The organism is Alcanivorax nanhaiticus (assembly GCF_000756665.1).
Taxonomy (GTDB): domain Bacteria; phylum Pseudomonadota; class Gammaproteobacteria; order Pseudomonadales; family Alcanivoracaceae; genus Alcanivorax; species Alcanivorax nanhaiticus.
The window spans coordinates 295781-321501 of sequence record NZ_ARXV01000001.1; the positions used below are offsets into that span (position 1 = coordinate 295781).

The following is a 25721-nucleotide window of genomic DNA, read 5'->3' on the forward strand; positions in this document are numbered from 1 at the left end:
TCAATCCTCGATGCAAAGCAGTTCAAAGCGACAGCTCTGGAACTGGGCCGGCAGGAAAACGGCAAGACTTTCTGCCTCAACCGCGCGCGGCCAGAACTCACCGGCGGGCTCCACGCGGAAATATTCAAAACCACTCTTGACCGGTAGTTTGTTTGGTGGACGCTGTGTATGACTCAAGCGAATACCCGGCAGGGCCGAGGCCAGAATCAGTTCCAGATCATCACGGCTGCCGGCTTTGCACTGGCGACCGAACTCCATGATCCATTCAGGATTTTCCGCCTCGTGGTAAACCCCCAAATAGAGATGACGAGCATTGATTCCCTGCCAGGGGATGCCTTCTCCAACCAGCAATGCAGGCAATTCATGACGCAATGACAAGGCCGTACTGGTGGTGGAGGATTCCTGCATCAGTGCAGCGCGCAGGCTCGATTCCAGAGAAGAAAAAACGTCGGCCAGGTCAGTGTGCATGTATTCAGACAACACCAGCTCGCCCATATCCGGTTGTAGATCCCACATCCCGGCAATCAGCTGCGACAGCGTACGGTAGATGCTTTCCGGGTGGCTGGCGTCTTCACGCAGGTAATGATCCAGAGCAACCAGCGCGGGGCGCAACTTCTGCAGGCGCAACACCTGGGCCAACTCACGGTTACCCATATCGGCAATGTCACCATAGCTATTGCGCTGCTGGGAAAGCAGCCGAACCCGAGCAGCAATCAGGTCACGGATCCGATGGACCATGGCTTGCAGCAATTCACACGCATTCAGATTAACCAGTGGCGGCACCACATTGGCCGTTTGCTGATAAGCGCCATCGCCGATGGACTCGAAGCTGGCGAGGCGAATGGCACTGTAATGCTCACGACTTTCATCGCCACGCAACAGCACCAGATTGGGTTTACCAATGATCACTTCGCGGGTTCGTGCGGGATCGTGCTCATCGGGCATGTCCAGATAATCCGCGCGCCACCCGCACAGCCGGCCTTGCTCCTGATAACCACTGATGCCCGTTACCCTTTCATTGTCCGGCTGTGCCAACCATACGGTGACGCTGTCGCCACCGGCAGTAAGATCACACAGCAAGGGATCACCATCACGCTGGCTATCGAACTGTACCCATTGGCCATTGGGAAGAATCGCCGACAGGGATTCGATACGACACTGGCCAATACCCAAAGGCTCTTCGAGCAGATTCAGAGAGACGACTCCCCAACCATGGGAACGGGCCAAATCCGTACGCTGATGGATTTCACGCTGCAGATTGCGATCCCACTGCTGGAAATGCTGTTGGCCAAGAAACAGGCCTTCGGCCCAGACCACGCGTTGACGCTTTTGACTCATAGACGCCTCAATCGAGAATCAGACGATTTTTTTCGAGGGTAATGCGCACTTTCCGATCAAATCGGCGGGTAATGAAATTGCCCGGCATCTTGTCCACATCCCGCCAGCTCTCCCCTTCTGGCTGACGATATACCGCCATGGCGGCCAGGTATTCCGCCTGATCATGTCGTGGAAGTTCGATATGGCGCTGGTAGGCGGGGTCCATGGTGACCTCTTCTTTCATCACCAGATCGTTACCCAGCACCTGGAAGTCCTGCTTCCATAGCTCTTCAAAGCTGGCGCTTTCAAAACTGCGGCGGTCCTTGAGCTGGTAGATCCTGACCACTACGGCCAAAGGCTCTCCGTATTCATTACGGTTGATATCTGCGGTGGAAGACACGCCGAATTTCAGTGAAGGCGCGGCACAACCTGCCAGCAGGCAGATCCAAGCCACGAAAAACATTTTTCGCATAACGGAATTTCTCCGAAACCAGAAGGCGGATGGAATAGCGTCAGGGCAGCAACTCGCTACCTTCTTCCCGGGCACGGGCATAGGCCGCCACCAGAGCAGGTGCGGTCACTTCCATGTAGTGACGACGGTGTTGATCGGTTGACTTGTTTCGTTCACCCAACAAGCTCTGGAGACGCTCAACCAAGGGGCGCTCCTTACGCGGAGAATCTGCCTGTATGGCAGAGATAGCCTCAACCAGTGCCAGCTGGTGAGCCATCAGGTCGGAAAACAGGAATTCCAGATTACGTTGCCCCTGATCGCTACAGTGCAACCATTCGAGAATCACCTTGTTGGCGTCCTGATTCTTGAAGGCTTCGAAACCGTCATTGAAAATGCGGGTATAGGGCAGCCCCATTTCATCAGCGAAACGTTTTTGCCCATCTACCAGACGCGCCACACCCTCGATCAAGGTGTGAACGGATTTACCGGAGAGTTTTCTGCTGCCTTTCCTGGCTGCCGTGGAATCCATTCCTTCCCCCATTTTCAGGATCCGTTCGGATGAAGGTTTACTACCGACCGGATTCGTGCGGGGCGATTCTTTCCATCTGGCCCGCGACTGTCAAAAAGGGGGCTTTTTCTTTTTTTGTGATGCACACACGATCAAGTGCTGTTTTTTTGTACTAATTAAACCATTTAAGAACGGGCGTACGACATTTAATGTGAAAAGTCTCACGAGCACCTGCTCGTTTATCTCAACCGGGAGAATTATTTCTCACGCCTAATGTCAGCGATCTCCTACATGAAATTAAGACAGGCAGTAAAAACAAGCCGCATTTTTACCGTCTAATACTTTCTTCGTTTGATTTTTTTATTTCATGGTTTTTTTGTGCTTTTTCTGGAATCCATAGCTCCCCTTTTCACTGACTTCATTGCGAGATCGGACCACCTCTGAAGCGGACAAAGCCACACTCCGATACAGACGTTATCGCCCCAGTACCTTGAAGCGCTGGCGCAAGCGGAAGCCCTGATCATCCACCAGGGTCAGAGTATGCCAGCCGGGATCGGCGACGATGGCTTTTTCATGGAAGTGGCGGGTTTTGCCGAGGAAGCGGTCATCCAGATGCCAATAGAGAGTAGCGGACGAGCTTTGGTGTACGGCACGGAAAACGGCCCGGCCAAGGGTGCCGTTCAGTTCTGTAGGGATATAAATGGCGCTGCCCGCATGGGGGTAAACCAGTGCCATGGGGGGCTCACTCTGCAATGACAGGGCGCCGGCTACGCAATCCTGTCGCCAGGCAGGCAGGGGACGGTAATCCGGATGGTGGCGACGGTAGAACCAGGCCTGTGCAGGGGGTAGCACAAACCAGTCGCGATGTTGCATGGCGGCCACCGCTTCGCATCCGCTGTGTACCCGCTGGCCATTACGATCAAGATGAATGCGCAGATGATGAGGTGTGACGGTTTGGAAATGACTGAGTCTGGGCGCCCATTGCTCGCGAGTCTGACATTGCCCTCCTGCGAGAAAACCATTGTCCTTGCATACCTGCACGGTTTTCAGTTCTGAGAGAGGCGGCTCCGGCCAGGGAGACGGCCCCAGCAGGCTAAATACATCCAGCATTAATGGTGCTGCGGTGGCCGCGCCTCCCAGGCTTGGGGCTGGCTCCCCATTGCCGTTGCCCGCCCACACCCCCACGGTGTAACGGCCATTGCTGCCGACTGCCCAGGCGTCGCGAAGACCATAACTGGTACCGGTTTTCCAGGCGATGGGCTGACTGGAGCTGAACTGACGCCATTGCCTTGCGGTGCCGGGTCGGGCCACTTCGCGCAAGGCCTGTTGGGTCAACCAGGCGGCACCGGGTGTCAGCATGTAGGGCGGATTACTCTTTGGCGGCTGATCCCGCAGCACGGTCAACGGCTGGGGAATACGGCCACTGGCTGCGGCCATCAGCCGGGCGTAGATAGCGGTGATTTCATCCAACCGCCCCTCTGCGCCACCGAGGATCAGGGTCAAACCATAATCTTCCGCCGGGCGGAATAGTGTGCTCATGCCCATGCGCTGCAAGGTGCTGTGGAATCGACCACCGCCATATTCACGCAGCATGCGTACAGCGGGAATATTGAGTGATTGGCTGAGTGCTTCGTGGGCGGGCACCACACCCCGGTAGGAGTGATCATGATTCTCCGGGCTGAAGCCTCCATAGTTGGTAGGCAGATCGGGAATCAGGGTTTGTGGCAGCAGCTGGCCACCATCCAGCATCAGGCCATATAACAGCGGCTTGAGAATACTGCCGGTGGATCGTGGGGAGGCTGCAATATCCACAGCAGCACCATACTCCGCCGCATTGCCATGGGTGACATTACCCACGTAGGCACGAGTCTGTTGTTGCTGGTGATCAATCACCACTACCGACAGGTTGTGCACACCTTCCCTTTCCAGGCGCTCACCGTGCTGTTGGGTCAGTGCCACAACGCGTTGCTGTAGGGCCGCATCCAGGGTGGTTTGCAACAGTTTGCCATGACCGGCTTTTTCAAGCGTGTTCATCAAGTGGGGAGCCAGGGCTGGCAGGGCTGGCGGTGGCGGAGGTAACGGTTCCAGTAATGCCAGTTGCAGATCACGGTCGGTAAGTTGGCCTTCTCCATGCAGACTCACCAGCAGACGATCGCGTTTTTGCTTCAGCCTTTCCCGGTTGCGACCGGGATGAATCCAGGAGGGCGCGTTGGGCAACACTGCCAGCAAGGCCGCTTCTGCCCAACTCAATGCATCAGGCTCACGCTGGAAGTAACGCCAGGCGGCGGCTCGCAGGCCAACGGTGTTCCCCCCAAACGGGGCGCGGCTGGCGTAGTGGCCCAGGATCTCTTCTTTACTGAAATGCCATTCCAGTTGAAATGCCAGCGCCGCCTCTCGGGCTTTTTCCGTGAGTGTGCGCGGCGGGTCATCCCGCAGCAGCCGTGCCAGCTGCATGGTAAGCGTGGACCCGCCACTGACCACCCTGCCCGCTTTCATGTTCAGCCAGGCGGCCCTGCCGATGGCGACGGGGTCTACACCGGGGTGCCAGGGAAAACGCTTGTCTTCAAAGTTCAGCAATGCCTGACGATATTTGTCCGGCACTTTGCCGACTGGCACAAAACGCCATTGTTGATCAGCCGCGATACGCGCATCCAGCATGCGGCCGTTCTGATCCAGCATCAGGGTGGCGTAAGGCGTGTTATGGAGACGCTCAGGCAATGGCAGGAACTGCAGTATTGCCAGCACAGACGCTGCCAGAAGCAGTAACGCGCACAATCCAGTTCGCCGGCGAAAAGTCATGTTACCTGGGGGCTCCGTCGGCTTGTCTGATAATTGGAGGGGGATGCGGATGAATATAGCAAAAGGTGGCCTTTCATCTAAACCCGGCTCTGCATCAATCCGACCCGGAGACGGTGCCGGTATCTATCCACATAGCCCCCGCTTATACCGCGAGACACCTCAGGAAACCCGGCTGGTCATGGGCAAAGATCCATGCGTTATATCAGGAGATCGAGCCGGCCTGATATGACCGGTCATTAACAGACACAAAAAGGCCTGTTTTGTGTACTGGCACTAGCGCCCCAGCCGGGGCGCAAAAGTGCCATTTACCCTTCTGTCCCGAACAGACACCATCGTTACATTGATTAATGTCACAGTTAGACATTGAACGGTCATATTACGACCGTTGGCCAGGAGGATTTATGACAACAACAGCTACCAACACCATCAAGCAGAACGAGAAAAAGGCCGAGAAGGTACCACTGGGTGCCACGGTCAACATCCCGCCGCGTCGTCTGGACTTCGAGTTCGATGAGAACACGGCCAAGCGCTATTTTTACGCGGATGACCCGTTCCTGAGTGCCTTCTGGATTACCCTCTCTACCCTGTTCCCGGAAGGGGAAGACTTCTTTGTGCAGGCTGTGCGCCACTATCGCAAGGACATCACTGATCCAACCCTCAAGGCCCAGGTTGCCGGTTTTATTGGCCAGGAAGCCATGCACAGTAAAGAGCATGAAGCCTGGAACGAGCTGGGTCAGAAGTTCGGCTACCCTACCGAGAAGCTGGACAAAACCCTGGGCAAGCTGCTGGGTGCGGTGAAGAAATACACCCCGAAGATTTTCCAGCTGTCTGCCACCGTGAGCCTTGAGCATTACACCGCCATCATTGCCGAGCAGCTGCTGCGGGACGAATCCCACCGCGAGCTGGCTGATCCGGAAACCCTGAAGCTGTGGTTGTGGCACGCTCTGGAAGAGAACGAGCACAAGACCGTGGCCTATGATGTGTACGAAAAGGTCAGCGGCAACTACCTGCTGCGGGCCGGCACCATGATTCCGGTAACGGTAATTTTCTTTGCCGTCATCGGTGTCTTCCAGGCGCAGATGCTGGCTTCTGACGGCAAACTGCTGAACCTGCGCAACAACTGGAAAGGCGTGAAGTTCCTGTTCGGTCGCAAGGGGCTGTTCACCCAGCTGTGGCCGCAGTATCTGGATTTCTTCAAGCCGGGCTTCCACCCTTCCCAGCACGATACTGATGCGCTGCTGGACGAATGGCGCGAGCGTCTGTTCGGTGCCGAAGGCATGCTCACCGAGCAGCACGAGCAGGCCAGCCAGAAGAAGAAAAAGAAGCTGCATTAAAAGCAGCTTCGAGTGGCTAGCTTCTAGCTGCGAGAAAAAGCAAAAATGGAAAGCCGCCTTGCGCGGCTTTTTGTTTATGGGGATTAAGGGCGAGTTTCGAGTTTCGAAAATCACAAGACAAAACCGTAACGAACACCAGTGCTTTTTGCTCTTCGAAACTCGTGACTCGTCACTCGCCACTGAATCCCATTTGCTTCCTGTGTCAGCTCATGTACAACATTCGTAGCCATGGATGTCATACATGAAACTTCTGCGTTTTACTGCTCTGCCACTGTTATTGCCACTGGCCGCTTTCGCGGAGCCGGTCACGCTGGAGCCGATCACGGTGACCAGTACCCGTATGGAACGCCCACTGGCAGATACGCCAGCGGCAATCACGATCGTGGACGGACAAACGGTGCAACAGGCTCAGCCCCGCCTGCAGCTGGATGAAAGCCTCAACCGTGTGCCGGGGTTATATCTTCAGAACCGTTATAACTTTGCCCAAGGGCTGCGTCTTTCCTCACGAGGATTTGGCTCAAGGGCCCCGTTTGGTGTGCGCGGGCTACGCCTGAATGTGGATGGATTCCCGGAAACGCTACCCGATGGCCAGTCCCAGCTGGACAGCATTGATCTGTTCAGCATCGACCAGCTGGCGGTGCTGCGAGGCCCCAGCTCCCTGCTCTACGGTAACGCTACCGGAGGCGTTATCGACATCACCACGTTTTCAGCACCGTTCACGGAGTCAGCCAGCGCCACCGTGATCGCAGGCAGCGATGCATTCCGGCAGGCAAATGTGCAGGCCAGCGGCAAGCATCAGCATGGCCACCACGCGTTTAGCCTCACCGCCTTGGGTGACAACGGCTACCGCGAGCAAAGTGAAGTTCGCCGATACCAGCTCACCGGCCAGGCCGGTTGGCAGCTACCCGAATCGCGCTCCGTTACCTTGTTTTTGACAGCCATGGACACCCCCTTTGCCAATGATCCTGGTGGACTGACCCGGCAGCAGGTTCGTGAGGATCCCCGTCAGGCAACCCTATTCGCGGAGCGGCTGGACGCCGGCCAGGAGGTGGACCAGCAGCGCGTGGGTCTCCACTACCGGGATGAGGCCCTGGCGGGAGGTTTACTCAATGCCAGAGCGTTCGTGAGCCAGCGTGATTTCCGCCAGCAGCTTCCCTTCCCTGGCAGCAGCCTGATCGATTATGAGCGGGTGTTTTACGGTGCCAGGCTGGATTACACCCTGCCCTTCAACCTGTTTGCCAGGCCACACCGCATGCTGCTCGGACTGGATGCTGACCGGCAGGAAGATGCGCGCAGCCGCCATGCGGTCAGCCCCTCCGGTGCTATCACTGCACGGACCGCCGACGAAGATCAGCATGCCACGGCAACCGGCGTGTTCCTGCAACTGGACAGCCATCTCACCGAAAGTCTGATGATGACCATTGGCACTCGCGCTGACCGACTGCGCATGAACATTGATGATCACCTTCTCAGTGATGGTGATAACAGTGGTCACCGCGACTTTGATGAAATCAGCTACAGCGCGGGGCTTACATGGCAGGCCTATCCCGCCCACACGCTTTACAGCACGATCAGTTCCGCGTTTGAAAGCCCTACCTTTACCGAGCTGGCCAACCCTTCCGGTGCGGGAGGATTTAATCCAGAACTGGCACCACAAACAGCGTTGAATCTGGAAATGGGCGCCAGGGGCGCGCTGACCCAGCGACTGTTTTATGAAGCGGCCTTGTTCCGGGTAGACGTGGACGATGAAATCACCCCCTATGATCTGGGTGGTCGAACCTTTTACCAGAATGCTGGCGAAACCCGCCGCGAAGGCATCGAACTGGGACTGGAACACACCACCACGGAGCAGCTCACTCTGGCCCTGTCGTGGACCTGGTCGGATTTTCGATTCCGTGAGTTTTTCGACACACAACAGAACGCCGATGTGCAAGGCAACCGGTTACCAGGTCTGCCGGAACACCATCTTTATGGTCAGGTGGAATGGCAGGCCGACAGCGGATGGTTTGCTGCTCTGGAAGGACTGTTCAGTTCGCATCGCTATGCGGAGAACACCAATACCACCCGAGTCGGTAGCGAGATGATCGTTAATATGCGGTTAGGGCGTGAATGGCGGCAGCAGCAACAGACGCTAACGCTGTTTGCCGGCATCACCAACCTGTTTGACCGTGACTACATCAGCAATCTGCGCATCAATGCCAACAGCGACCGGCCGGTAGAGGCACGGGGCTATTTTGAACCGGGGCCTGGTACCGGTTTTTATGCAGGCTTGACGATCGGCTGGTAGCCCTGACGAACAGACAAAGATACAGGGATGGGCAGGCAGGAGCTGAAGCGTCCTGCCCGCATCCCCATGCTTAACCTACCTGTCTGCAGGCGATGGGGAATCGCTTGCAGGCAAACGCCTACAAGGCCCCTGTTTTCATCAGGCGGCGCATCCCGCGTCTGGCTTAAAACGCCGACACGCCCCCATCCACCGCCAGGGCCTGGCCTGTCATATAACTATTGGCAGGAGATAGCAGCATCAGCATGACGGTGACGATCTCTTCCGGTTGGCCGAGACGCTTCATGGGGCTGCCGGAGGCAAGCATGGCGTGGACGGTTTCCTTGTTCTCGGACAGTTCACCCTCGTCCACCATGGGGGTGTGGGAATAGAAAGGGCATATCGCATTGACGCGGATATTCCGGCGCGCGTACTCCACTGCTGCCGTCTTCGTCATACCGATGACCGCATGTTTGGCCGCTGCATAAGCGCCAATTTTGGGAGCGCCGCCCAGGCCCGCCATGGAGCTGACATTGACGATGGCTCCGCCGCTTTCCTTCATCGCCGCGATCTGGTGCTTCATGCCATACATCACGCCCTTCACGTTGATGTTGATCTGCTGGTCGAGTATTTCATCGGTGAGTTGATCAAAAGGCACAAAGGCGTGGGCGATGCCGGCGTTGTTCACCGCCATATCCAGATGACCAAATTGAGCCAGTGCGGTATCCACCATGGCTTTGCAATCCGCTTCGCTGGCCACGTCGCACTTCAGCGCGGCCACTTTCACGCCCTGCCCGGCCAGCGCATCGGCCACCGAATCGAGGGCATCAGTGTTGATATCACCCAGCACCAGGCAGGCACCGCGTTTGCCCAACTCTTCGGCCAACAGTTTGCCAAAGCCACTGGCAGCACCGGTGATGACAACGCTTTTTCCGGTGAAATCGAGGATCGGATCCATGGGGGGAGTTCTCCTTCGTCGAACAGCTGCAAGCTATGAGCTTCGAGCTGCGAGAAAACCTGCAATATAGGAACGGTTACCTACGAAGCCGCTGTAGGAGCGGCTTCGCTCGTAATCAGATCGTAAAACCGCCGTCGACTACCACGCATTCGCCGGTGACATAACTGGATGCATCGGACACCAGATACAGTACGGTGCCGGCCATTTCTTTGGGCTCGGCGTGGCGACGCATGGGGATCTGGGCGATGGCGTGCTTGTAGATGTCATCGTTGGTGAACAAGGCGCCGGCGAACTTGGTCTTGGTGAGACCCGGCAGCAACGCATTCACGCGGATGTTGAACTGGGCGCATTCCTGGGCAAAGGATTTGGTCATGCTGATGACTGCGGCCTTGGAAATGGAATAAATGCCCTGCATGTCACCCGGATGGAGACCGTTGATGGAAGCAGTATTCACAATAGCGCCACCACCGTGTTCCCGCATCAGTTTGGCCCCATTCACGGACATGTAGAAATAACCACGCAGGTTCACATCCACGGTCTTGTCGAAGGCATCCACCGGAGTGTCGAGGATATGCCCAAAGTACGGGTTGGCTGCCGCGTTGTTGACCAGGATATCCAGCTTGCCGTGGGACTCGCGAATATGGGCGAAGATCGCGTCGACCTGCGCCATCTCACCGATATGGCAGGCAAACGCTTCGGCACTGCCGCCCTCTGCCTTGATAGCATCCGCCACGGCCTGGCAGTCATCCTGCTTGCGGCTGGACACGATCACGTGGGCACCCTGCTCTGCCAGCAGGCGCGCAATTTCTTCCCCGATGCCACGGCTGGCACCGGTCACCAGGGCGATCTTGCCCGTCAGATCAAACAGCTTGGTACTCATCACTTACTCTCCCATTGAAAATAGTTACAAGTTTCAAGGGACAAGATGCAACGCGGGCAGGGACATTGCGCAACGGCAACGCCCTGCCCGCGATTCTTTTTAGATTTTTTTTAAACTTGCAACTTGTAACTTGAAACTCATCAAGCCCCGTTATGAATGATATCCACCGCCATGCTAGCCAGTGGTTCCACCATGGCTCCCACTGTGGCGGCTTGTTTGCTTGAGGCATTGCCATCTTGCGCCCGCTTGGCGACACCCTGACAAATGGCGGCCAGACGGAAGAAACTGAAACTTAGATAAAACTCCCAGTTATCAATCTTGCCAATACCACGACGCTGGCAGTACATCTGCACATATTCCTGCTCGGTAGGAATACCCAACGCTTTGCGATCCACACCCGCCATACCCTCCATCTTGGCATCGCCCTGCGGCAGGCGCATGCCCATGCACTGGTAGGCCAGATCCGCCAGCGGATGCCCCAGTGTGGACAGCTCCCAATCCAGTACCGCAATCACTTTCGGTTCGGAGGGGTGCCACATCATGTTGTCCAGGCGGAAGTCGCCGTGCGCCAGCGCCACCTGACCATCGTCTTCGGGCTGGTGCTTTTCCAGCCAGGCGATGAGTTCATCCATGGCAGGAATATCTTTCAGCTTTGAGGCTGCATACTGCTTGGTCCAACGGCCCAGCTGACGCTCAAAGTAGTTACCGGGCTTGCCATAGTCACTCAGGCCTGCCGCTTCCAGGTCCACGCTGTGCATGGCCGCCAGCACCCGGTTCATTTCGTCGTACATGGCCGCTCGTGTGGCATTGCCCAGCTCACCTTCGCCACACTCTGGCAGCGCTGCCCCCCAGAAGATGCGCCCCTCACAGAATTCCATCACATAAAACATGGAACCGATGACATCACGGTCCTCGCACAGGTGCAGCACATTAGGCACCGGCACTTCGGTATTCTTGAGAGCGGCCATCACGCGGTATTCGCGATCCACGGCATGGGCAGACTTGAGTAGTTCGCCCGGCGGCTGACGACGCAGCACATAAGCACCGGATGGGGTCGTGATCTTGAAGGTGGGGTTGGACTGGCCTCCCTCAAACTTGTCAGCCTCGATCGGCCCTTTGAAACCTTCGATATGCTGTTCGAGGTACTCGGCCAGTTTTACGGTATCCAGTGAATCCACCTGGGACATGGAGCTCTCCTGTTGTTCTGTCTGCTACGCAAATGGCTCGTTACGGCGCCGTTCTTTTGAAACAGCACCGCACACGATCTTGTCAGGCGAATTGCTTGGCCAGAGTGCGGCCCAGCTGCATCATGTGAACCTGGTCCGGTCCATCTGCCAGCCGCAGGCTGCGGGCATAGCTGAAGAAGTGAGCCAGCGGGGTATCCTGACTGACACCCACCGCGCCGTGGACCTGTATCGCCCGGTCGATGACATTTAACGCCATATTGGGCGCAACCACCTTGATCATAGCGATCAAATCCTTGGCGACTTTGTTACCTTCGCGATCCATCATGTCAGCGGCCTTGAGCGTGAGCAGGCGCGCTTGCTCGATTTCACACCAGGATTTGGCCAGATCTTCACGCACTGAACCCTGCTTGCTCATGGGTTGACCAAAGACTTGGCGCTCGTTAACCCGCTTGGCCATCAGCTCGAAGGCTTCCTGAGCCGCTCCGATCAAGCGCATGCAGTGGTGAATGCGACCGGGGCCAAGACGCCCCTGGGCGATCTCAAAACCACGCCCTTCGCCGAGAATGATGTTTTCTTTCGGCACCCGCACATTGTCGAAGATCACTTCCGCATGGCCTTCCGGGGCATCGTCATACCCGAATACTTTCATGGGGCGAACGATCTTTACACCAGGGGTGTTGGTGGGAACCAGTACCTGGGATTGCTGCACATGACGATTGGGGTTGTCCGGATCGGTCTTGCCCATCACGATAAGGATCTCGCAGCTCTTGCGCATGGCACCGCTGATGTAGAACTTGCGGCCGTTGATAACGTAGTCATCGCCATCTCGCTCGATGCGGGTCTCAATATTGGTAGCATCGGAGGATGCGACTTCCGGTTCGGTCATGGCGAAGGCGCTGCGGATCTTGCCCTCCAGCAATGGCTCCAGCCATTGCTGCTTCTGCTGCTCATTACCGTACTTGGCCAGTACTTCCATGTTGCCCGTATCCGGCGCGGCACAGTTAAACACCTCTGAGGCAATCAGGCTGCGGCCCATTTCTTCGGCCAACGGGGCGTATTCCAGGTTACTCAGACCCGCACTGTAGTCGCCGTATTCTTTCGGCAGAAACAGGTTCCACAACCCTTTGGCCCGGGCCTTGGCCTTGAGCTCATCCATCACTGGCGGGGTTTCCCATGGATTGGCGGCCAGTTCATCACGAAAGCGCGCCTCCACCGGGCGGATCTCTGTATTGATGAACTCGCGGACCTGAAGCACCAGTTCCTTCATCTTGTCGGTGTATTGAAAGTCCATGCAGCTCTCCCTTGTCCTTTGTTTGTGGCTTACGCGATCACAGTCTCTGTTGGCGGTCTTGGTGCCGCTTGGTCATGCTGCGTACGTGATCAGAAATAGGTAATAGCGTCGAACCGGTCAGCCCGGTCCAGATGCGGTACATTATTGAAGCTGGCCACTCTCACCGCCTTGCGGTTAAAGAAACCGTGAATCAGGCTGGTATTGCGGATCTGCAAGTTCAGCTCTACCACCGTATCGTCAGCCGTGTTCAGTGCATGCTTCATGAACATGCCCATGGCGCCACCAGAGCTGACAATTACCACTTTGTCCTTGTCGCTGTAGTGCTGCTGTAGATGGTCCCTGGCGGCGGCGACACGATCCGAAAAGCCTTCCCAGGACTCAGGCAGGTCGCCCTGCAACTCACCGTGACGCCAGGCTTTCATGGCTGCCTTGAGCGCCTTATAGAAAGAGGAAGGGTTTGCTCCATCTTCCTTTGCCTCGGCTTCAGGATGCTGGGCAAGCCACGCATGAACAATGGCATGAAAGTCGAATTCATTGAGACCGCTGTGAATCTCGGAAGGCAGCATAATGCCCAGGCCTTCGCAGATGCCTGCGCCGGTTTCCTGATGGCGAACCAGATCACCGGTCATCAAGCCATCGAACTGCATGTCCCGTTCGGCAAAGTATTCGCCCAGCCAGCGCGCCTGCTGGTGCCCCAGAGGTGATAACTGATCGTAGTTGTCACTGCCGAAAGACGCTTGTCCGTGACGGACAAGGTAAAACTGGGCCATGCGCTGCTCCTAGGGAGATGAAAGTAGCCCCAGACTAGAACAGCCCAGACTGTTAGTGAAATTGATATTTTGAATCCTGGCCAATAAGTTTGATGCATATAACAGGGGGAGCTTCGATGAGCAAGCCTGAGGGGCATGCAGGACGACTGGTTGACTGAATGGTTGATTAGATCCGGCGTCCAGCAGGTGCCCGCCGGCAATTGGGACAGGGTTGGGTTTGCTGTCTTCGACGCCAATGTTAGCAAGCGGTGTGAACACCCTTCCTCGCTCGCCAGGTTCGCGGCGGAACCGCCGCTCCTACAGCAGTTTCGGCGCTTAGTTGCTCCCCATCACCCCTTTAAGGGCCACATCCACCACTTCCGCTACCAGCTGATCCAGCTGCTCCGGGGTTTCGTCTTCCCTGGGGTGATACCAACTGATCACGGAGTTCATGGCACCGAACACCGGTTTGATGGCGATCCGGGGACGCTGTGCCAGCATGGAGCCTTCCTCGATGCCCTGCTCCAGCACAGAGAGAAACAGGGCTTCGCAGTGGTTGCGCCGATCCTGCAAGCTGGTCAGCTGCTGCCGCTGTGTTTCCGTGGTGGAACTGCGCAGCACCATCTGCACCGCTTCGGAGACTGTACGCTGATAATGCCGGGTAACAATCAGCGTCTTTACATAGCGACGGGCCATCTCGGAAAAACGTTGTGAAGCAGGCAGAGCGGAAGAAGCAACAGGGCGAACCTCATCCAGCAGAGCATCCATGGCACGATGATGAATCTCGAAGAACAGCTCGGCCTTGGAATCAAAATAGTGGTACACCATCCCCTTGGTCGCAGACAGCTGACGCGCAATATCATCGATGCTGGTGGCATTGAAACCACGCTCCATGAAGCACCATGCTGCCGCCTCAAGAATGGCATCGCGGGGCTCATACGCCAAAGCTTCACTTTGTTGCGCCATGGGAGACATCCTCGTCTTCAGTCTATTTCTTCTTCAAGAGGGGAAGTAAACACCGTGACGAAGTCTGTCATAGCCAGCGGGCAACACCATTGACCTTGCAGCAGGATGGTGAAGGTTGGCCAGCCCTACCGCTGTTATTTTTGGCCCAATATCACTTCAACTTGTCATCAAACAGCAGGTATAGCTATTTCCTATTCCAGTACAGAGGGATTTCCACTTGCAGGGATAGCCGCCGCTGGTTAGTCTGATGCCTTCTTGAACAGGATAATTACCATGAAAGTGAATGTCGGTACCCAACAGCAGCTAACTGCCCCAGTGGCGGTACGCGCCGTTGTGTCCGTCGCTTTCTATTTTGGGTATTGGTTTAGCCGCTCGCGCGCCTGACCTTACCCAGGCGCGCCCGCTACGGGACGCCTGCCGAAACCTCTGAAAACCCCGGTCGGTATCCCGCCCGGGGTTTTTTATTGCCTGAATCCCGGCCAGACCGTCAAAACGCCGTACAGGAGAGAGAACATGTACCGATATCAACCGACAGCGCAGCACCTGCGATTTAGCTTTTGGCCACAGACCCGAATCCGATTTCGACGATAACCGAATACGCACAGAACAAGGGAAACACCATGCAACAGCTTCACAATGCCGCAACCGAACTGAAGAGCGACAACGTTCGCCGCAGTCTGCCCCTGCCCTCTCCCGCTACGCTGCGTGAGCGGTTGCCAGTGGATCATTCTCTGGCGCAACAGATTGCCGGCCACCGTCAGATCATCCGCAATATTCTCAATGGCGAAGATCCTCGCCTGCTGATCATCACTGGTCCCTGCTCTCTCCATGATCCCAAGTCAGCGCTGGAATACGGCCACAAGCTAGCAGAGCTTGCCACCACACTGGCGGATAGGGCCTTCATCGTGATGCGTGCCTACGTGGAGAAACCTCGCACCACCGTGGGTTGGAAAGGAATGCTTTACGACCCGCATCTGGATGGCAGCCATGACATGGCCACCGGCCTGACCGTATCGCGGCATCTGTTACTGGATCTGGCAAAGCTAGGCCTGCCCCTGGCCACCGAGTTGTTGCACCCCATGGCCGCAGACTACCTGGGTGACCTGCTCAGCTGGGCCGCCATTGGTGCGCGAACCACCGAATCGCAGGTGCACCGGGAAATGGTCAGCGGCCTGGCCATGCCTGTAGGTTTCAAGAACGGCACCGACGGCAGCATTGATGTGGCCTGCGATGCCATGGGTTCCGCTTCGCACCCGCACAGTCATTTGGGTGTCGATGAAGACGGCCGTGCCGCCTTGCTACAAACCGCCGGCAACCCGGACACCCATCTGGTACTGCGTGGTGGACATGATGGCCCCAACTACGATGCTGCGAGCGTGGATCAAGCCGTATCCGAATTACTCAAGCGTGGCCAGAACCCACGCCTGATCGTGGATTGCAGCCACGCCAACAGCGGCAAGGACCCACTGCAACAGCCTGCCGTTATGCGTAACCTGCTGGCTCAACGTGATGAAGGGCAATCCCATATTGCTGGCGTCATGCTGGAGAGCCATCTGCAAGATGGCAGGCAGGGACAGGATGGAGAACTGGCCTACGGGCTTTCCATTACTGACGGATGCCTGGGCTGGGACAAGACTTGTGCGTTGCTGGAGGGGTTGAGTGGCGAGTTGAAAGTTGAAAGTTGAAAGTTGAAAGGCGCGAGATGGGTAGGGAGTCGTTTTGGGCCGCTCTGCCCGCGCTTCCAGCCTTGAACACGGGCGGACGGCTTGGCTGATTTTCCGGGAAGCTTTCCGGCCGTGTAGGTCGGAAATCGGCGAAAGCCGATCTCCGACATGGCCTGTCAGATCTCACGGCGCTGGGTTTTGCAGATGCGTAAGGCGGAGATGCCCTGAGGCATTTCCGCCCTACGATAACAGCCCCGCCATTGCCCACAGGGCTTCCTTTTCAACTTTACACTTTGAACTTTCAACTCACCGGCGCGGGCACGGTGCCGATGAACCTCATGGCTTATGTCGCGACTGGCAGCTCATAGCTCACAGCTCGAAGCTGCTCACTTCCCGCGCTGGTTTTTCAAATACACGACAAAGGCCACGCTGGCGATCACCAGCAGGAAAATCACGAAGGCAGTGATCAGCTGATACAGCGTCAGGTCATTCAGCACAGCGTAGCTCCACGTTGTAGATCAGATTCAGGAATACAGCAGCGACCCCACGCCCATCTTGACTACCTTGCCACCGATCCGGCAGCGCAGGGCTTTGCCTGCCCGCTTGTCGAACTCGGCGCGCAACAGGCTCTTGCGGGTATCCAGACTGCCCCGGTCAATGGAGAAGGTGTGGGTGCCATCGGCAGTGTCTTTCTGTTCTGCCAGGTAGGCAATAAATTCCGGCATGACATTCCCGATAGGCGGATAGACATCCCGAGGCAAATTCGGGTTGAGAATACGGCCGTGGAAATCCGACTCTCCGGTAATGGTACCTGGCGCAAACAGGAACAGTTCGGTGGTGTACACATGGCCACTAAGCGCCGCCCAGTAACCTGTATTCAGGCTGGCTGACAGCACATGCTCGGGTTTGGTGAATGGCACGATCAGGGTTGGCTTGTCTACGCTGACGACCATGGGTTTGTACTTGCTGAAGGAAATGTGTTTTTCCTCCGTGTTCAGCGCCGCCGCCAGTTTGGCAATTTCAGGGGTGTAGTGATCAATGGTGGGGTCCAGTTCACGAGCAAACTGGATCGCGCCAGGGCCAGCGTCACCCTTGTCCACGAAGCTCTGAATCAACTGGTCGTTTTGCTTCAACAGAAAGGAGGCAAAGTCGCCCTCATCCTGCGTCAGCCCCATTTCATAGGCCACATAAGATGCCGCCAGAATGGTATGGGCACCGAACAGCTGCTGCCCCCGACCATTGAACACCGATACCGGTGAAGCGCGATTGCCGGGTTCGATAAACACCGTCTCGGTTTGCTGAAACTCGCTGGCGATGGCGGCCTTGCCACGAGCATCTATTGGCTCACCGGACAGGGTAACGACAGGGATCTGGGTGCCCTGAAAAGGGGCACCGGCAAACACATCCAGCAAGGCATAATCGAGAGCCATAACATCCATCCTCATTGTTATTGTCCATGCTTCGACTATGCCCGAAGGGAGGATTATTGCAATGGCAAGCGCTTGCCGCAGCGGCAACCTGAAACGCTAAAACCTATTACCACAGAGACCACAGGGTTCACCGAGATAAACAAGTGAGTTTTCTCAGTGAGCGCTGTGGTCTCTGTGGTAAAAAAGGTTTTGTGTTACGCCTTACGGCATGGGAGCGGTGATGCCACCGATCAGGAATGGCAGCAGGCGCCCGGTGATATCGGCTTCCGTCGCTTCCATGTTGAAATCGCTACGGCTGATTTCTTTCAGGGATTCCATCCCGGACAGGGTAAAGATGGCGGCGCCTAATCCAAACTGCACCCGCCAGAACAACTCTCTCGGCGGCATATCGGGCAGAGCCCGCTGCATATGTTCCTGCAAACGGCTGAAAACAGCACCATACTGTTTATGCAGGTATTCGCGCAGATGTCCCACTGGCTGACTATAGGCCTGCCCGGAAAGGCGGAAGAAAATCGCGGCGCGGCGTGGATCTTCTGGATGAGTGCCCAGGGCCAGACGAGAAATCAGCGCCAACAGATTTTCCGGGGTATCCGGAGTACCTGAGGCCTCCATTTCCGCCAGCTTGGCATTCAGCGCTTCGGAAAAAGGAGATAGAAACCGCTCGAAGACCGCCTGGATCAAGGCTTCCTTGGAACCGAAGTGATAATTCACCGCAGCCAGGTTAACCCCAGCCTTACTGGTAATGGCCCGCAGACTGGTCTCGGCAAACCCTTTCTGGGCGAACAGCACTTCTGCCGTATCCAGAATCCGATCCACTGTCCCTGGCTGTGCCATTACCCCACTCCGCGTTCAAAACATACGTTTCAAACATACGTTTGGCGCCACATTCGGTCAAGTACGCAATCCAAAAGCAGGGCTGATGAACGCGATAACAATGAGTAGGGAAATAGCGATTGCTGCCCGCACGGGGAAGGGATTTCGCGGTCGAACGACCGCTCCCACAGCCGCTCCGGGATGGCCTGTGCAGAAGACCGGGCCAGAAAGTACGCCTTGGTCAGGACCTGTGAACAAGGCGGAATGCGTTCTCCGATTCCGCCCTGTGATCGTTAAACGGCCAGCGGCAAGAGACAATCAGAAGTAATACACCAGCTCCGCCTGAACAAAGTCAGACCGGCTGATCGGCCCCAGGCCGGGATTGGTGTTGATGTTTCGCAACGCATCGCGGTACAGGGCTGACGGGCTGAGTGGATCAGCTGCGTCGGTGTAAAAGCGAGCCTCCAAGGTTGCCTTCAGGTTGTTGCCAAAGCGACGGCTGGATTCAAAGCTAATGGCTTTCTCTTCCTCTTCAGTATCGTAGATGATGCCAGCAAGGATCTCGGTGGAAGCCACGTCGTTGAAGGTAAAGCGAGTACCCAGCAGCACATCGCTGGCTAACGGCGAGGCCAGACTGTCATCCCGGTCTTCCCAGATATATTCCAGTATCCAGCCCAGATCCGTAGCGCTGCCGAACAAGCCCACCTGGGTGTATTCGAAACCACCATCCAGCGCGTAAAAACGCTCCCCCTGCCCCGACCGGCTAATACCTTCCAGCTTCCATAGCCAACCGTTCTGCAGGTATTGCAGTTCCAGCCCCGTTTGGTCGATAACGTTGTACAGTGGTGTGAATTCCGGGTCCGATCCTGCAGGCAGCACTCCCGTCAGAATCAGGGACTGCAATTCTGCGGACGTCAGATTTTGTGGAATCAGCAATGGGTCTCTGCTGGTGCCAGAAAAATGGGACAGCGCCATTTCGATACCATTGCTGAAGTACTGCTGATAGCGGATGGCAAAATCCACCCGTCCATCCTCTTTGGACGATTCATAGAGAGCATCATCTGACACCGGCAGCGGGGTACGCGGCCGGCCCTCTTCGCCGGCGAAGGTACGTTCACGGAACCCCGGCAGGATGAACAGATCCACGATCCCCCAGTTACGCACCAGTGAAAAGTTGATCATCGGCTGGCCCAACTTTTCTTCACCGTCCACCTGATCGACCTGGTCAGTCTGGTTGATAATATCCACCAGATGGCGTCCCTCAGTGACGCCCCAGAATACCTTGCGAATCCCGACCCGGGATTCCCAGCCATCCCCCACATGGATCCAGGACAGTTCACGAATATCCCAATGGGTGCGCTCGCTATCGTTTTCATCCACACGGGCATAGGGGATGAAAGTGAACAGATCATCCCGATCGTTCCACTCATGGAAGATTTCCGGCTTGAGGTAAGCAGAACCGTTTGTGGAATAATCCGCTTCCGGGTAGGGGGAATCCTGAGTGAAGTAACGTCCTTCCAGCGCCACTTCGCCACGGAATTCCCAGCCCATGGAGATCAGCGGCATCACCAGCAGCGATGCCGTCAAAAGAGATTTCTTCATGGCTTATCGGGCGCGCTTGAGGCTGTTCTGGTTAAAGTCGGCTTCGCTCAACCCGGTATCGTACTGGTAGTTACTCCAGAACAGGTCCGTGGCTTTGCCGGTCTGGTGATTCACCATGGACATCTTGGCGGGCTGCCAGAACTTATCCTGATACTGGGAGAAATCACTGGCTTCCAGGGTTTTGAGCAGACTGCCACGACGGTCGTAGTAATCCACTTTCCAGGTGCGGTATTCCGCCTTGTCCAGCCAGACGACCATCTTGGTGTAACCGGAGTGCTCATCGGTGGGATAACGCTCCATCACATAACAGGTCAACTCGCCACAAGCTTCGTCGCGCAGATATTTGTAGGTGTATTTCTCCACCTCCTGGCCACGCATGTCCTCAAAACTGAACTCACTGCCCATGAAAGGGCCGGATTTGTTACGCGAGGCGATAGTCTTTACCCGACGCAAAGCCGGCAGGTACAACCACTGGTCGTCATCCTTGGTCTTGTAGCTGAAGGTGAGCATGGCGGTGCCGCGTACATCGCGGGGAGTATCGAAAATGGTGAGACTCTTGTCTCCCTCATCGCCCTTCCCTTCCAGCGTTTTAACGCGCAGCTCGCGCTCGGCCTGATCGCCCCGCTTGGTGATCAACACCATTCTCATGTCTGCCTGAAAATCACCGAAGCCATCACCACGGGCATCTGCTGTACGGGCGATCTCCAGCCCCCTTTCTTCAGGCGTCTGAGCATTGGCATGTAGCGGAAAAGCAAGGGCAAACGCCAGGGAGGCGGTGAGCAAACGAAATGTCATGGGTGTCCTCATTGGTCAGGGGATCATTGTTGTAGCGACGATGTGCGCAACATCGTGTTTACCATGATACCTGCCTCGCGGGAAACGGCGAGGCCAATGAGGCCAAAATAGGCATTGTGGCGGTGAAGAGATGTCAGAAATTTAGCGTAAATGTCAGGCCGAACCCACTTCGAGGCTGGCGAAGTAGCCATGTTGGAGGAACGTCAGCACCTGCTTGATGACCGCCCTTTTACGCATGATGAAGGCATGGCTGGCAGGTACTTCCAGATAATCCCGCATCTCCTTGAGACGGGTACTTGGCAAAGACACTTTACCGTCATCCTCTCCGGGGATTATCCACGACAACCAGGGATCGACGGTGCGGGTACCGGCAATGACGCCGATCTCCCCCGCCACCGGCCGCAGCCTTGCGGCAATCCCCTCAGGGCCTGTGCCCAGTTGCTGCCCGGCTGGTCCGGTAAGCTTGCGGAACAACCACCAATCCTGCATGCGATCCACCACTTCACTGCCATGATTGGGTGGTGCCAACATCACCACTCTGCCCAGCTCCGGGATGGACTGCTCCTGCAGGTAACTGCGCACCAGAATGCCGCCCATGGAATGCGTCACGAAGTGCACCCGTGCCACATCCTGCTGCCGACACCAATCAAGCGCCTGCGCTATTTCCTGACGAGCAAGGGATTCAACCGGTGCAGAGGTTGAGGGGTAATCCTGGTTATACACCTGGTAGCCAGCCTCAGTGAGGGAGTCCTCGATTCTGGACATGGCCCACGCAGAACGGCGCAAGCCGTGGAGCAGAACCACACAGTCTGATTGCGCCTTTGAAACGACAGGCAGCGCGTCAGCCTTGGCGGACTGCATGCTTAACAGCATCCATCCCGACAGGAACAGTAACAGGGCAGACATCCAGCGATAGGGGCGTGTCATGGAAACTCCGGGGAATCGACAACTGCCGGACGTCACCAAGAACAATAACTAATAACCAATAGCCCGACCTGCCTAGCATTGAGGCCGGTGGGCGGGTTATCAAGATTGGATTACCTTAACGGTAGCGTCGCGGGGCTGACTCGCGGGTTACCACTCTTCCAGGTACCCCACACAGTGCTCAACGAGTTCAGCTACCCGAGAAGAGGCCAGGAATAGACGTTCCAGATCCCCTTCTGCCAACGGCGCATAGCGGTCTTCCGCCATCAGGTTCAGGGCATTGGCCTCACTGGGCGGAGCCGGGCGGCGAGCCAGGCCCGCAGCCCCCAGTGCGGTCTGCATTTCCCCATCCAGCCAGGCCAACAGATCGTCTCGATCCTTGCGTGCCTGAGCCAGCACGGCAACTTCCGGCGCTTCTACCCCTGCATCCGTGAACGCCTGCTCAAGGGCCGCCAAACTGAACAGGTTATCCGCACCGGGCACCTGGTACGTCTTGGCAGACTGGCGAATCATTCCTACCAACGCGGAGTACAGGTGAAATATCACCGCACCGCGCAGTGCCAGACGAATAGTCGGGGTCGCCTCGAGCTGATCGTGAGTCAGCTGACGCAGCATGGCTTGGGCAAAATAGATCCGCTCACGCAGACCACTGACGGTGTTTTCACGAACCATTCGGGACATGGGGACTCGCTTCCAACGGGAGGAAAATCAGGATTAACGGCTACATGGAGTTGCAAGTGACAAGTTTCAAGTTGCAAGGCGCGGGCGAGATCAGGCAGGGAGCCCGGGATCTGCAGCCGCGCTCAAGAGTCTGATCGCGGCCACAAGCTTTGCAATTACCAGGGGCCTCTGTCGCGTTGCAACTTGAAACTTGCCATTCCTGATATCAGGACTTCTTCACCGCCGCCTTCTTCTTGGCTGCAGGTTTTTTCTTCGCGGCGGCCTTTTTCTTGGCGGGAGCCTTCTTCTTGGTCTGCTCCTCCACCCATTTGCCATCGCGATAGAACGCCATCCAGCCCGTGGCCTTGCCGTCGATCTCGCTCATCACATACTGCTCTTTCGCCTTGCGGCTGTAGCGCAGCACACCTGGGTTGCCATCCGGATCTTTGGCCGGTGCCTCAGCCAGATACTTGTGCTTGGGATCCAGCTGCTCGGCCACACTCTGGATTTCCAGAATCAGCGGCGGGCGGGTTTCCCGGTTTTTCGGGAACTTGCTGGCAGCCAGGAACAGGCCGGAGGCCCCGTCACGCAGCAGGTAGTGATCGTCGTCGTACTTCTCGCACTTGAGGTGCGGCATGGGAATCGGATCCGCCCGCGGCGGTGCCGGCTCGCCACTCTTGAGCAACTTGCGGGTATTCCCACAGGCCTCATTGGTGCACTTGAAGAACTTGCCGAAACGCCCGGTACGCAGCTGCATCTCGTGATTACACTTTTCGCAATCCAGGGTCGGACCGTCGTAACCCTTGATGCGGAATTCACCCTGTTCGATCACATAGCCATCACAGTCCGGGTTGTTACCACAGACGTGCAGTTTACGCTTTTCGTCGATCAGGTAGTTTTCCATGGCGGTGCCACATTTCTGGCAACGCTTCTTTTTCCGCAGCTCGTTGATTTCGGCTTCTTCATCATCCGCTTTCACCTCAACAGCTTCCTCACCGGGCAGCAGGTTAAGGGTGGCGGTACAACGCTCCTTGGGCGGCAGGCCGTAACCGGAACAGCCCAGGAACACCCCTGTGGAACCAGTGCGGATCTGCATCGGACGACCGCAGGTGGGGCATTCGATATCCGTATCCGTAGGCAGATTGGCGCGCATGCCACCGATAGCCTGCTTGCCAGACCCTTCGCCCTGAGCCGCTTCCAATTTAGCGACAAAGTCCTTGTAGAACTCGTCCAGCACATCTTTCCAGTTACGGTCACCCTCGGCGATTTGGTCGAGAGTCTCTTCCATGCTGGCGGTAAAGCCGTAATCCATCAGGTGCGGGAAGTTTTCCACCAACCGGTCAGTGACAATGTCACCCATCTTTTCGGCATAGAAGCGACGGTTGTCCTGACGGACATAGCCACGATCCTGAATAGTGGAAATGATCGCTGCATAGGTGGACGGGCGGCCAATACCACGCTTTTCCAGTTCTTTCACCAGACTCGCTTCGGTGTAACGGGCCGGCGGCTTGGTGAAGTGCTGCTCGGCATCCACCTGATCGATGGTGAGGATATCGCCTTCCTTCACATCCGGCAGCAGAGTGTCTTCCTGACCTTTGCGGGAAGCCGGCGGCTGGATACGGGTCCAGCCGTCAAATTTCATGATACGGCCTTTCGCCTTCAGCTCGTAGTCGTTGCCGGTGGCGGTCAGGGTACTGCTCAGGTATTCCGCTGGCGGCATCTGGCAGGCAATGAACTGGCGACGGATCAGCTCATAGAGGCGCTGGGCATCGCGCTCCATGTCTTTCAGGTGTTCGGAACGACGGTTCACGTCGGAAGGACGAATCGCTTCGTGCGCTTCCTGGGCGCCTTCCTTGCTGGAGTAGGACAGCGGTTTCTCGGGCAGATACTTGTCGCCCAGGTTCTCGCCAATCCACTCACGGCAGGCCGCCACTGCGTCGGCACTCAGGTTGGTGGAATCGGTACGCATGTAGGTGATGTGACCCGCCTCGTAGAGGCGCTGAGCCATCATCATGGTTTTCTTCACACCAAAGCCAAGACGGGTGCTGGCCGCCTGCTGCAGGGTGGAGGTAATAAAAGGTGCAGACGGACGAGATTTGGTAGGGCGCTGCTCCAGCTGGGTAATGGTCAGCTTGCCCGCCGCTTCCAGCGCCGCGCGATGGGCGTGGGCATCATCGCCGTTATCCGGGCGGAAGGCCTGGCCCTTGTGCTTGGCCACTTGCAGACGCAGGGCTTCGCCCTCGGTGCTGTGGGTGTCGCTGTACATCTCCCAGTATTCTTCCGGGATAAAGGCGCGGATTTCCCGCTCGCGCTCGACGACCAATTCCACGGCCACGGACTGAACCCGGCCGGCGGAAAGGCCACGGGCGATCTTTTCCCACAGCAGTGGCGAAATCATGAAGCCAACCACACGATCCAGGAAGCGCCGGGCTTGCTGGGCTTCTACACGGTGCAGATCCAGTTTACCCGGTTCTTCAAATGCGGCTTGAATGGCTTTCTTGGTAATTTCGTTGAACACCACCCGGTCGAAACGGGCGTCATCACCACCGATCACTTCCCGCAGGTGCCAGGCAATGGCCTCCCCTTCGCGGTCCAAATCGGTAGCGAGATAGATACGGTCAGCTTTTTCGGCCAGTCGCTTGAGTTCGTCGACCACCTTGTCCTTACCAGGAAGGACTTCATAGTGGGCATCCCAGCCTTTTTCCGGGTCGATACCCATGCGGTTGATCAGCTGGGCCTTGGCCTTCTTCTTTTTATAGGCTTCACGCTCTTCCTTTGGCAGGGAGCGGGTATACGCTGCCTCCTTGGCGCGTTCCTGAGGGGTACTTTTTTTGGAGCCACCACTGACCGGCAGATCCCGCACATGGCCGACACTGGACTTCACGATGAAGTCGTCGCCCAGGTAGCGGTTAATGGTCTTGGCCTTGGCAGGCGACTCCACAATGACTAACGATTTTCCCATTCTCAGGTACTCAACATCCGATCTAAGGCTTGCGATGGGCGCTATTTAGACAGCGCCGGTATGGCCGGGTCAAGCAGGAACTGACTCGGCCTTCCTTTTTTAGTACTAGACCAGAGCCACCCCCAAGAGCAACCCCTGCCCTTCTCACGCACGGTGACAGGCCCCGCT

20 protein-coding genes are annotated in these 25721 nt (G+C 56.7%); 3 read left to right on the top strand and 17 right to left on the bottom strand.

Annotation, left to right across the window (positions count from 1 at the left end):
- From tssK to pbpC, 4 genes are all read right to left on the bottom strand, one after another.
- Positions 1–1338, bottom strand: a complete 1338-nt coding sequence (gene tssK, locus Y5S_RS01315) for a type VI secretion system baseplate subunit TssK (RefSeq protein WP_035229617.1) — start codon at positions 1336–1338, stop codon at positions 1–3.
- A 7-nt stretch (positions 1339–1345) separates the two neighbouring features.
- The gene (tssJ, locus tag Y5S_RS01320) at positions 1346–1789 is read right to left on the bottom strand and encodes a type VI secretion system lipoprotein TssJ (RefSeq protein WP_052041304.1); all 444 of its coding nucleotides are present in this window, start codon (positions 1787–1789) and stop codon (positions 1346–1348) included.
- 40 nt (positions 1790–1829) lie between these two features.
- Complete coding sequence (locus Y5S_RS01325) at positions 1830–2297, bottom strand: hypothetical protein (RefSeq protein WP_156107522.1); 468 nt, start codon at positions 2295–2297, stop codon at positions 1830–1832.
- A gap of 453 nt (positions 2298–2750) precedes the next feature.
- Positions 2751–5075 carry a penicillin-binding protein 1C gene (gene pbpC, locus Y5S_RS01330; protein WP_052041307.1) on the bottom strand — a complete coding sequence of 775 codons (2325 nt, stop codon included), beginning with the start codon at positions 5073–5075 and terminating at the stop codon, positions 2751–2753.
- Between the two features lie 401 nt (positions 5076–5476).
- Here pbpC and Y5S_RS01335 point away from each other — a divergent pair, with 401 nt between their 5' ends.
- Together Y5S_RS01335 and Y5S_RS01340 are read left to right on the top strand one after the other, a co-directional pair.
- Entirely contained in the window at positions 5477–6409 is a 933-nt protein-coding gene (locus Y5S_RS01335) for a metal-dependent hydrolase (protein ID WP_035229623.1), read from the top strand.
- Positions 6410–6650: 241 nt separating this feature from the next.
- On the top strand, positions 6651–8696 hold the full coding sequence (locus tag Y5S_RS01340) for a TonB-dependent receptor family protein (protein WP_052041309.1): 2046 nt from the start codon (positions 6651–6653) through the stop codon (positions 8694–8696).
- Between the two features lie 163 nt (positions 8697–8859).
- On the opposite strand, the gene Y5S_RS01345 is transcribed toward Y5S_RS01340, so the two are convergent.
- From Y5S_RS01345 to Y5S_RS01370, 6 genes are all read right to left on the bottom strand, one after another.
- Positions 8860–9630, bottom strand: coding sequence for an SDR family NAD(P)-dependent oxidoreductase (locus tag Y5S_RS01345; RefSeq protein ID WP_035229628.1), 771 nt, complete (start codon positions 9628–9630; stop codon positions 8860–8862).
- Positions 9631–9745: 115 nt separating this feature from the next.
- On the bottom strand, positions 9746–10510 hold the full coding sequence (locus Y5S_RS01350) for an SDR family oxidoreductase (protein WP_035229631.1): 765 nt from the start codon (positions 10508–10510) through the stop codon (positions 9746–9748).
- 140 nt (positions 10511–10650) lie between these two features.
- The gene (locus tag Y5S_RS01355) at positions 10651–11697 is read right to left on the bottom strand and encodes a phosphotransferase family protein (protein WP_035229634.1); all 1047 of its coding nucleotides are present in this window, start codon (positions 11695–11697) and stop codon (positions 10651–10653) included.
- 82 nt (positions 11698–11779) lie between these two features.
- The gene (locus Y5S_RS01360; RefSeq protein WP_035229635.1) at positions 11780–12988 is read right to left on the bottom strand and encodes an acyl-CoA dehydrogenase family protein; all 1209 of its coding nucleotides are present in this window, start codon (positions 12986–12988) and stop codon (positions 11780–11782) included.
- A gap of 89 nt (positions 12989–13077) precedes the next feature.
- Positions 13078–13758, bottom strand: a complete 681-nt coding sequence (locus tag Y5S_RS01365; protein ID WP_035229637.1) for a histidine phosphatase family protein — start codon at positions 13756–13758, stop codon at positions 13078–13080.
- Positions 13759–14073: 315 nt separating this feature from the next.
- Positions 14074–14703, bottom strand: a complete 630-nt coding sequence (locus Y5S_RS01370; protein ID WP_035229640.1) for a TetR/AcrR family transcriptional regulator — start codon at positions 14701–14703, stop codon at positions 14074–14076.
- A gap of 620 nt (positions 14704–15323) precedes the next feature.
- On the opposite strand from Y5S_RS01370, the gene Y5S_RS01375 reads away from it, so the two are divergent.
- On the top strand, positions 15324–16388 hold the full coding sequence (locus Y5S_RS01375) for a 3-deoxy-7-phosphoheptulonate synthase (RefSeq protein WP_052041311.1): 1065 nt from the start codon (positions 15324–15326) through the stop codon (positions 16386–16388).
- Positions 16389–16891: 503 nt separating this feature from the next.
- Here the strand turns inward: Y5S_RS01375 and Y5S_RS01380 are convergent.
- The 7 genes from Y5S_RS01380 to topA all read right to left on the bottom strand — a co-directional run bounded on the left by Y5S_RS01380 (position 16892) and on the right by topA (position 25553).
- The gene (locus tag Y5S_RS01380) at positions 16892–17797 is read right to left on the bottom strand and encodes a PhzF family phenazine biosynthesis protein (RefSeq protein WP_231552601.1); all 906 of its coding nucleotides are present in this window, start codon (positions 17795–17797) and stop codon (positions 16892–16894) included.
- Between the two features lie 201 nt (positions 17798–17998).
- Positions 17999–18631 carry a TetR/AcrR family transcriptional regulator gene (locus Y5S_RS01385; RefSeq protein WP_035229643.1) on the bottom strand — a complete coding sequence of 211 codons (633 nt, stop codon included), beginning with the start codon at positions 18629–18631 and terminating at the stop codon, positions 17999–18001.
- A 297-nt stretch (positions 18632–18928) separates the two neighbouring features.
- Complete coding sequence (locus Y5S_RS01390; RefSeq protein WP_035229644.1) at positions 18929–20212, bottom strand: hypothetical protein; 1284 nt, start codon at positions 20210–20212, stop codon at positions 18929–18931.
- Positions 20213–20215: 3 nt separating this feature from the next.
- A complete protein-coding gene (locus Y5S_RS01395; RefSeq protein WP_035229645.1) occupies positions 20216–21007 on the bottom strand; it encodes an outer membrane lipoprotein-sorting protein in 792 nt (263 codons plus the stop codon).
- A 153-nt stretch (positions 21008–21160) separates the two neighbouring features.
- Entirely contained in the window at positions 21161–21934 is a 774-nt protein-coding gene (locus tag Y5S_RS01400; RefSeq protein ID WP_231552602.1) for an alpha/beta fold hydrolase, read from the bottom strand.
- Positions 21935–22081: 147 nt separating this feature from the next.
- Complete coding sequence (locus tag Y5S_RS01405) at positions 22082–22612, bottom strand: DUF6586 family protein (protein WP_035229647.1); 531 nt, start codon at positions 22610–22612, stop codon at positions 22082–22084.
- Between the two features lie 205 nt (positions 22613–22817).
- Complete coding sequence (topA, locus tag Y5S_RS01410) at positions 22818–25553, bottom strand: type I DNA topoisomerase (protein ID WP_035229648.1); 2736 nt, start codon at positions 25551–25553, stop codon at positions 22818–22820.
- Positions 25554–25721: the final 168 nt, after the last annotated feature.

Excerpts from the sequence above, each read along its gene's own strand:
- tssK (WP_035229617.1), bottom strand. The coding sequence starts at position 1,338 with ATGAGTCAAAAGCGTCAACGCGTGGTCTGGGCCGAAGGCCTGTTTCTT.
- tssJ (WP_052041304.1), bottom strand. The coding sequence starts at position 1,789 with ATGCGAAAAATGTTTTTCGTGGCTTGGATCTGCCTGCTGGCAGGTTGT.
- Y5S_RS01325 (WP_156107522.1), bottom strand. The coding sequence starts at position 2,297 with ATGGATTCCACGGCAGCCAGGAAAGGCAGCAGAAAACTCTCCGGTAAA.
- pbpC (WP_052041307.1), bottom strand. The coding sequence starts at position 5,075 with ATGACTTTTCGCCGGCGAACTGGATTGTGCGCGTTACTGCTTCTGGCA.
- Y5S_RS01335 (WP_035229623.1), top strand. The coding sequence starts at position 5,477 with ATGACAACAACAGCTACCAACACCATCAAGCAGAACGAGAAAAAGGCC.
- Y5S_RS01340 (WP_052041309.1), top strand. The coding sequence starts at position 6,651 with ATGAAACTTCTGCGTTTTACTGCTCTGCCACTGTTATTGCCACTGGCC.
- Y5S_RS01345 (WP_035229628.1), bottom strand. The coding sequence starts at position 9,630 with ATGGATCCGATCCTCGATTTCACCGGAAAAAGCGTTGTCATCACCGGT.
- Y5S_RS01350 (WP_035229631.1), bottom strand. The coding sequence starts at position 10,510 with ATGAGTACCAAGCTGTTTGATCTGACGGGCAAGATCGCCCTGGTGACC.
- Y5S_RS01355 (WP_035229634.1), bottom strand. The coding sequence starts at position 11,697 with ATGTCCCAGGTGGATTCACTGGATACCGTAAAACTGGCCGAGTACCTC.
- Y5S_RS01360 (WP_035229635.1), bottom strand. The coding sequence starts at position 12,988 with ATGGACTTTCAATACACCGACAAGATGAAGGAACTGGTGCTTCAGGTC.
- Y5S_RS01365 (WP_035229637.1), bottom strand. The coding sequence starts at position 13,758 with ATGGCCCAGTTTTACCTTGTCCGTCACGGACAAGCGTCTTTCGGCAGT.
- Y5S_RS01370 (WP_035229640.1), bottom strand. The coding sequence starts at position 14,703 with ATGGCGCAACAAAGTGAAGCTTTGGCGTATGAGCCCCGCGATGCCATT.
- Y5S_RS01375 (WP_052041311.1), top strand. The coding sequence starts at position 15,324 with ATGCAACAGCTTCACAATGCCGCAACCGAACTGAAGAGCGACAACGTT.
- Y5S_RS01380 (WP_231552601.1), bottom strand. The coding sequence starts at position 17,797 with ATGGCTCTCGATTATGCCTTGCTGGATGTGTTTGCCGGTGCCCCTTTT.
- Y5S_RS01385 (WP_035229643.1), bottom strand. The coding sequence starts at position 18,631 with ATGGCACAGCCAGGGACAGTGGATCGGATTCTGGATACGGCAGAAGTG.
- Y5S_RS01390 (WP_035229644.1), bottom strand. The coding sequence starts at position 20,212 with ATGAAGAAATCTCTTTTGACGGCATCGCTGCTGGTGATGCCGCTGATC.
- Y5S_RS01395 (WP_035229645.1), bottom strand. The coding sequence starts at position 21,007 with ATGACATTTCGTTTGCTCACCGCCTCCCTGGCGTTTGCCCTTGCTTTT.
- Y5S_RS01400 (WP_231552602.1), bottom strand. The coding sequence starts at position 21,934 with ATGACACGCCCCTATCGCTGGATGTCTGCCCTGTTACTGTTCCTGTCG.
- Y5S_RS01405 (WP_035229647.1), bottom strand. The coding sequence starts at position 22,612 with ATGTCCCGAATGGTTCGTGAAAACACCGTCAGTGGTCTGCGTGAGCGG.
- topA (WP_035229648.1), bottom strand. The coding sequence starts at position 25,553 with ATGGGAAAATCGTTAGTCATTGTGGAGTCGCCTGCCAAGGCCAAGACC.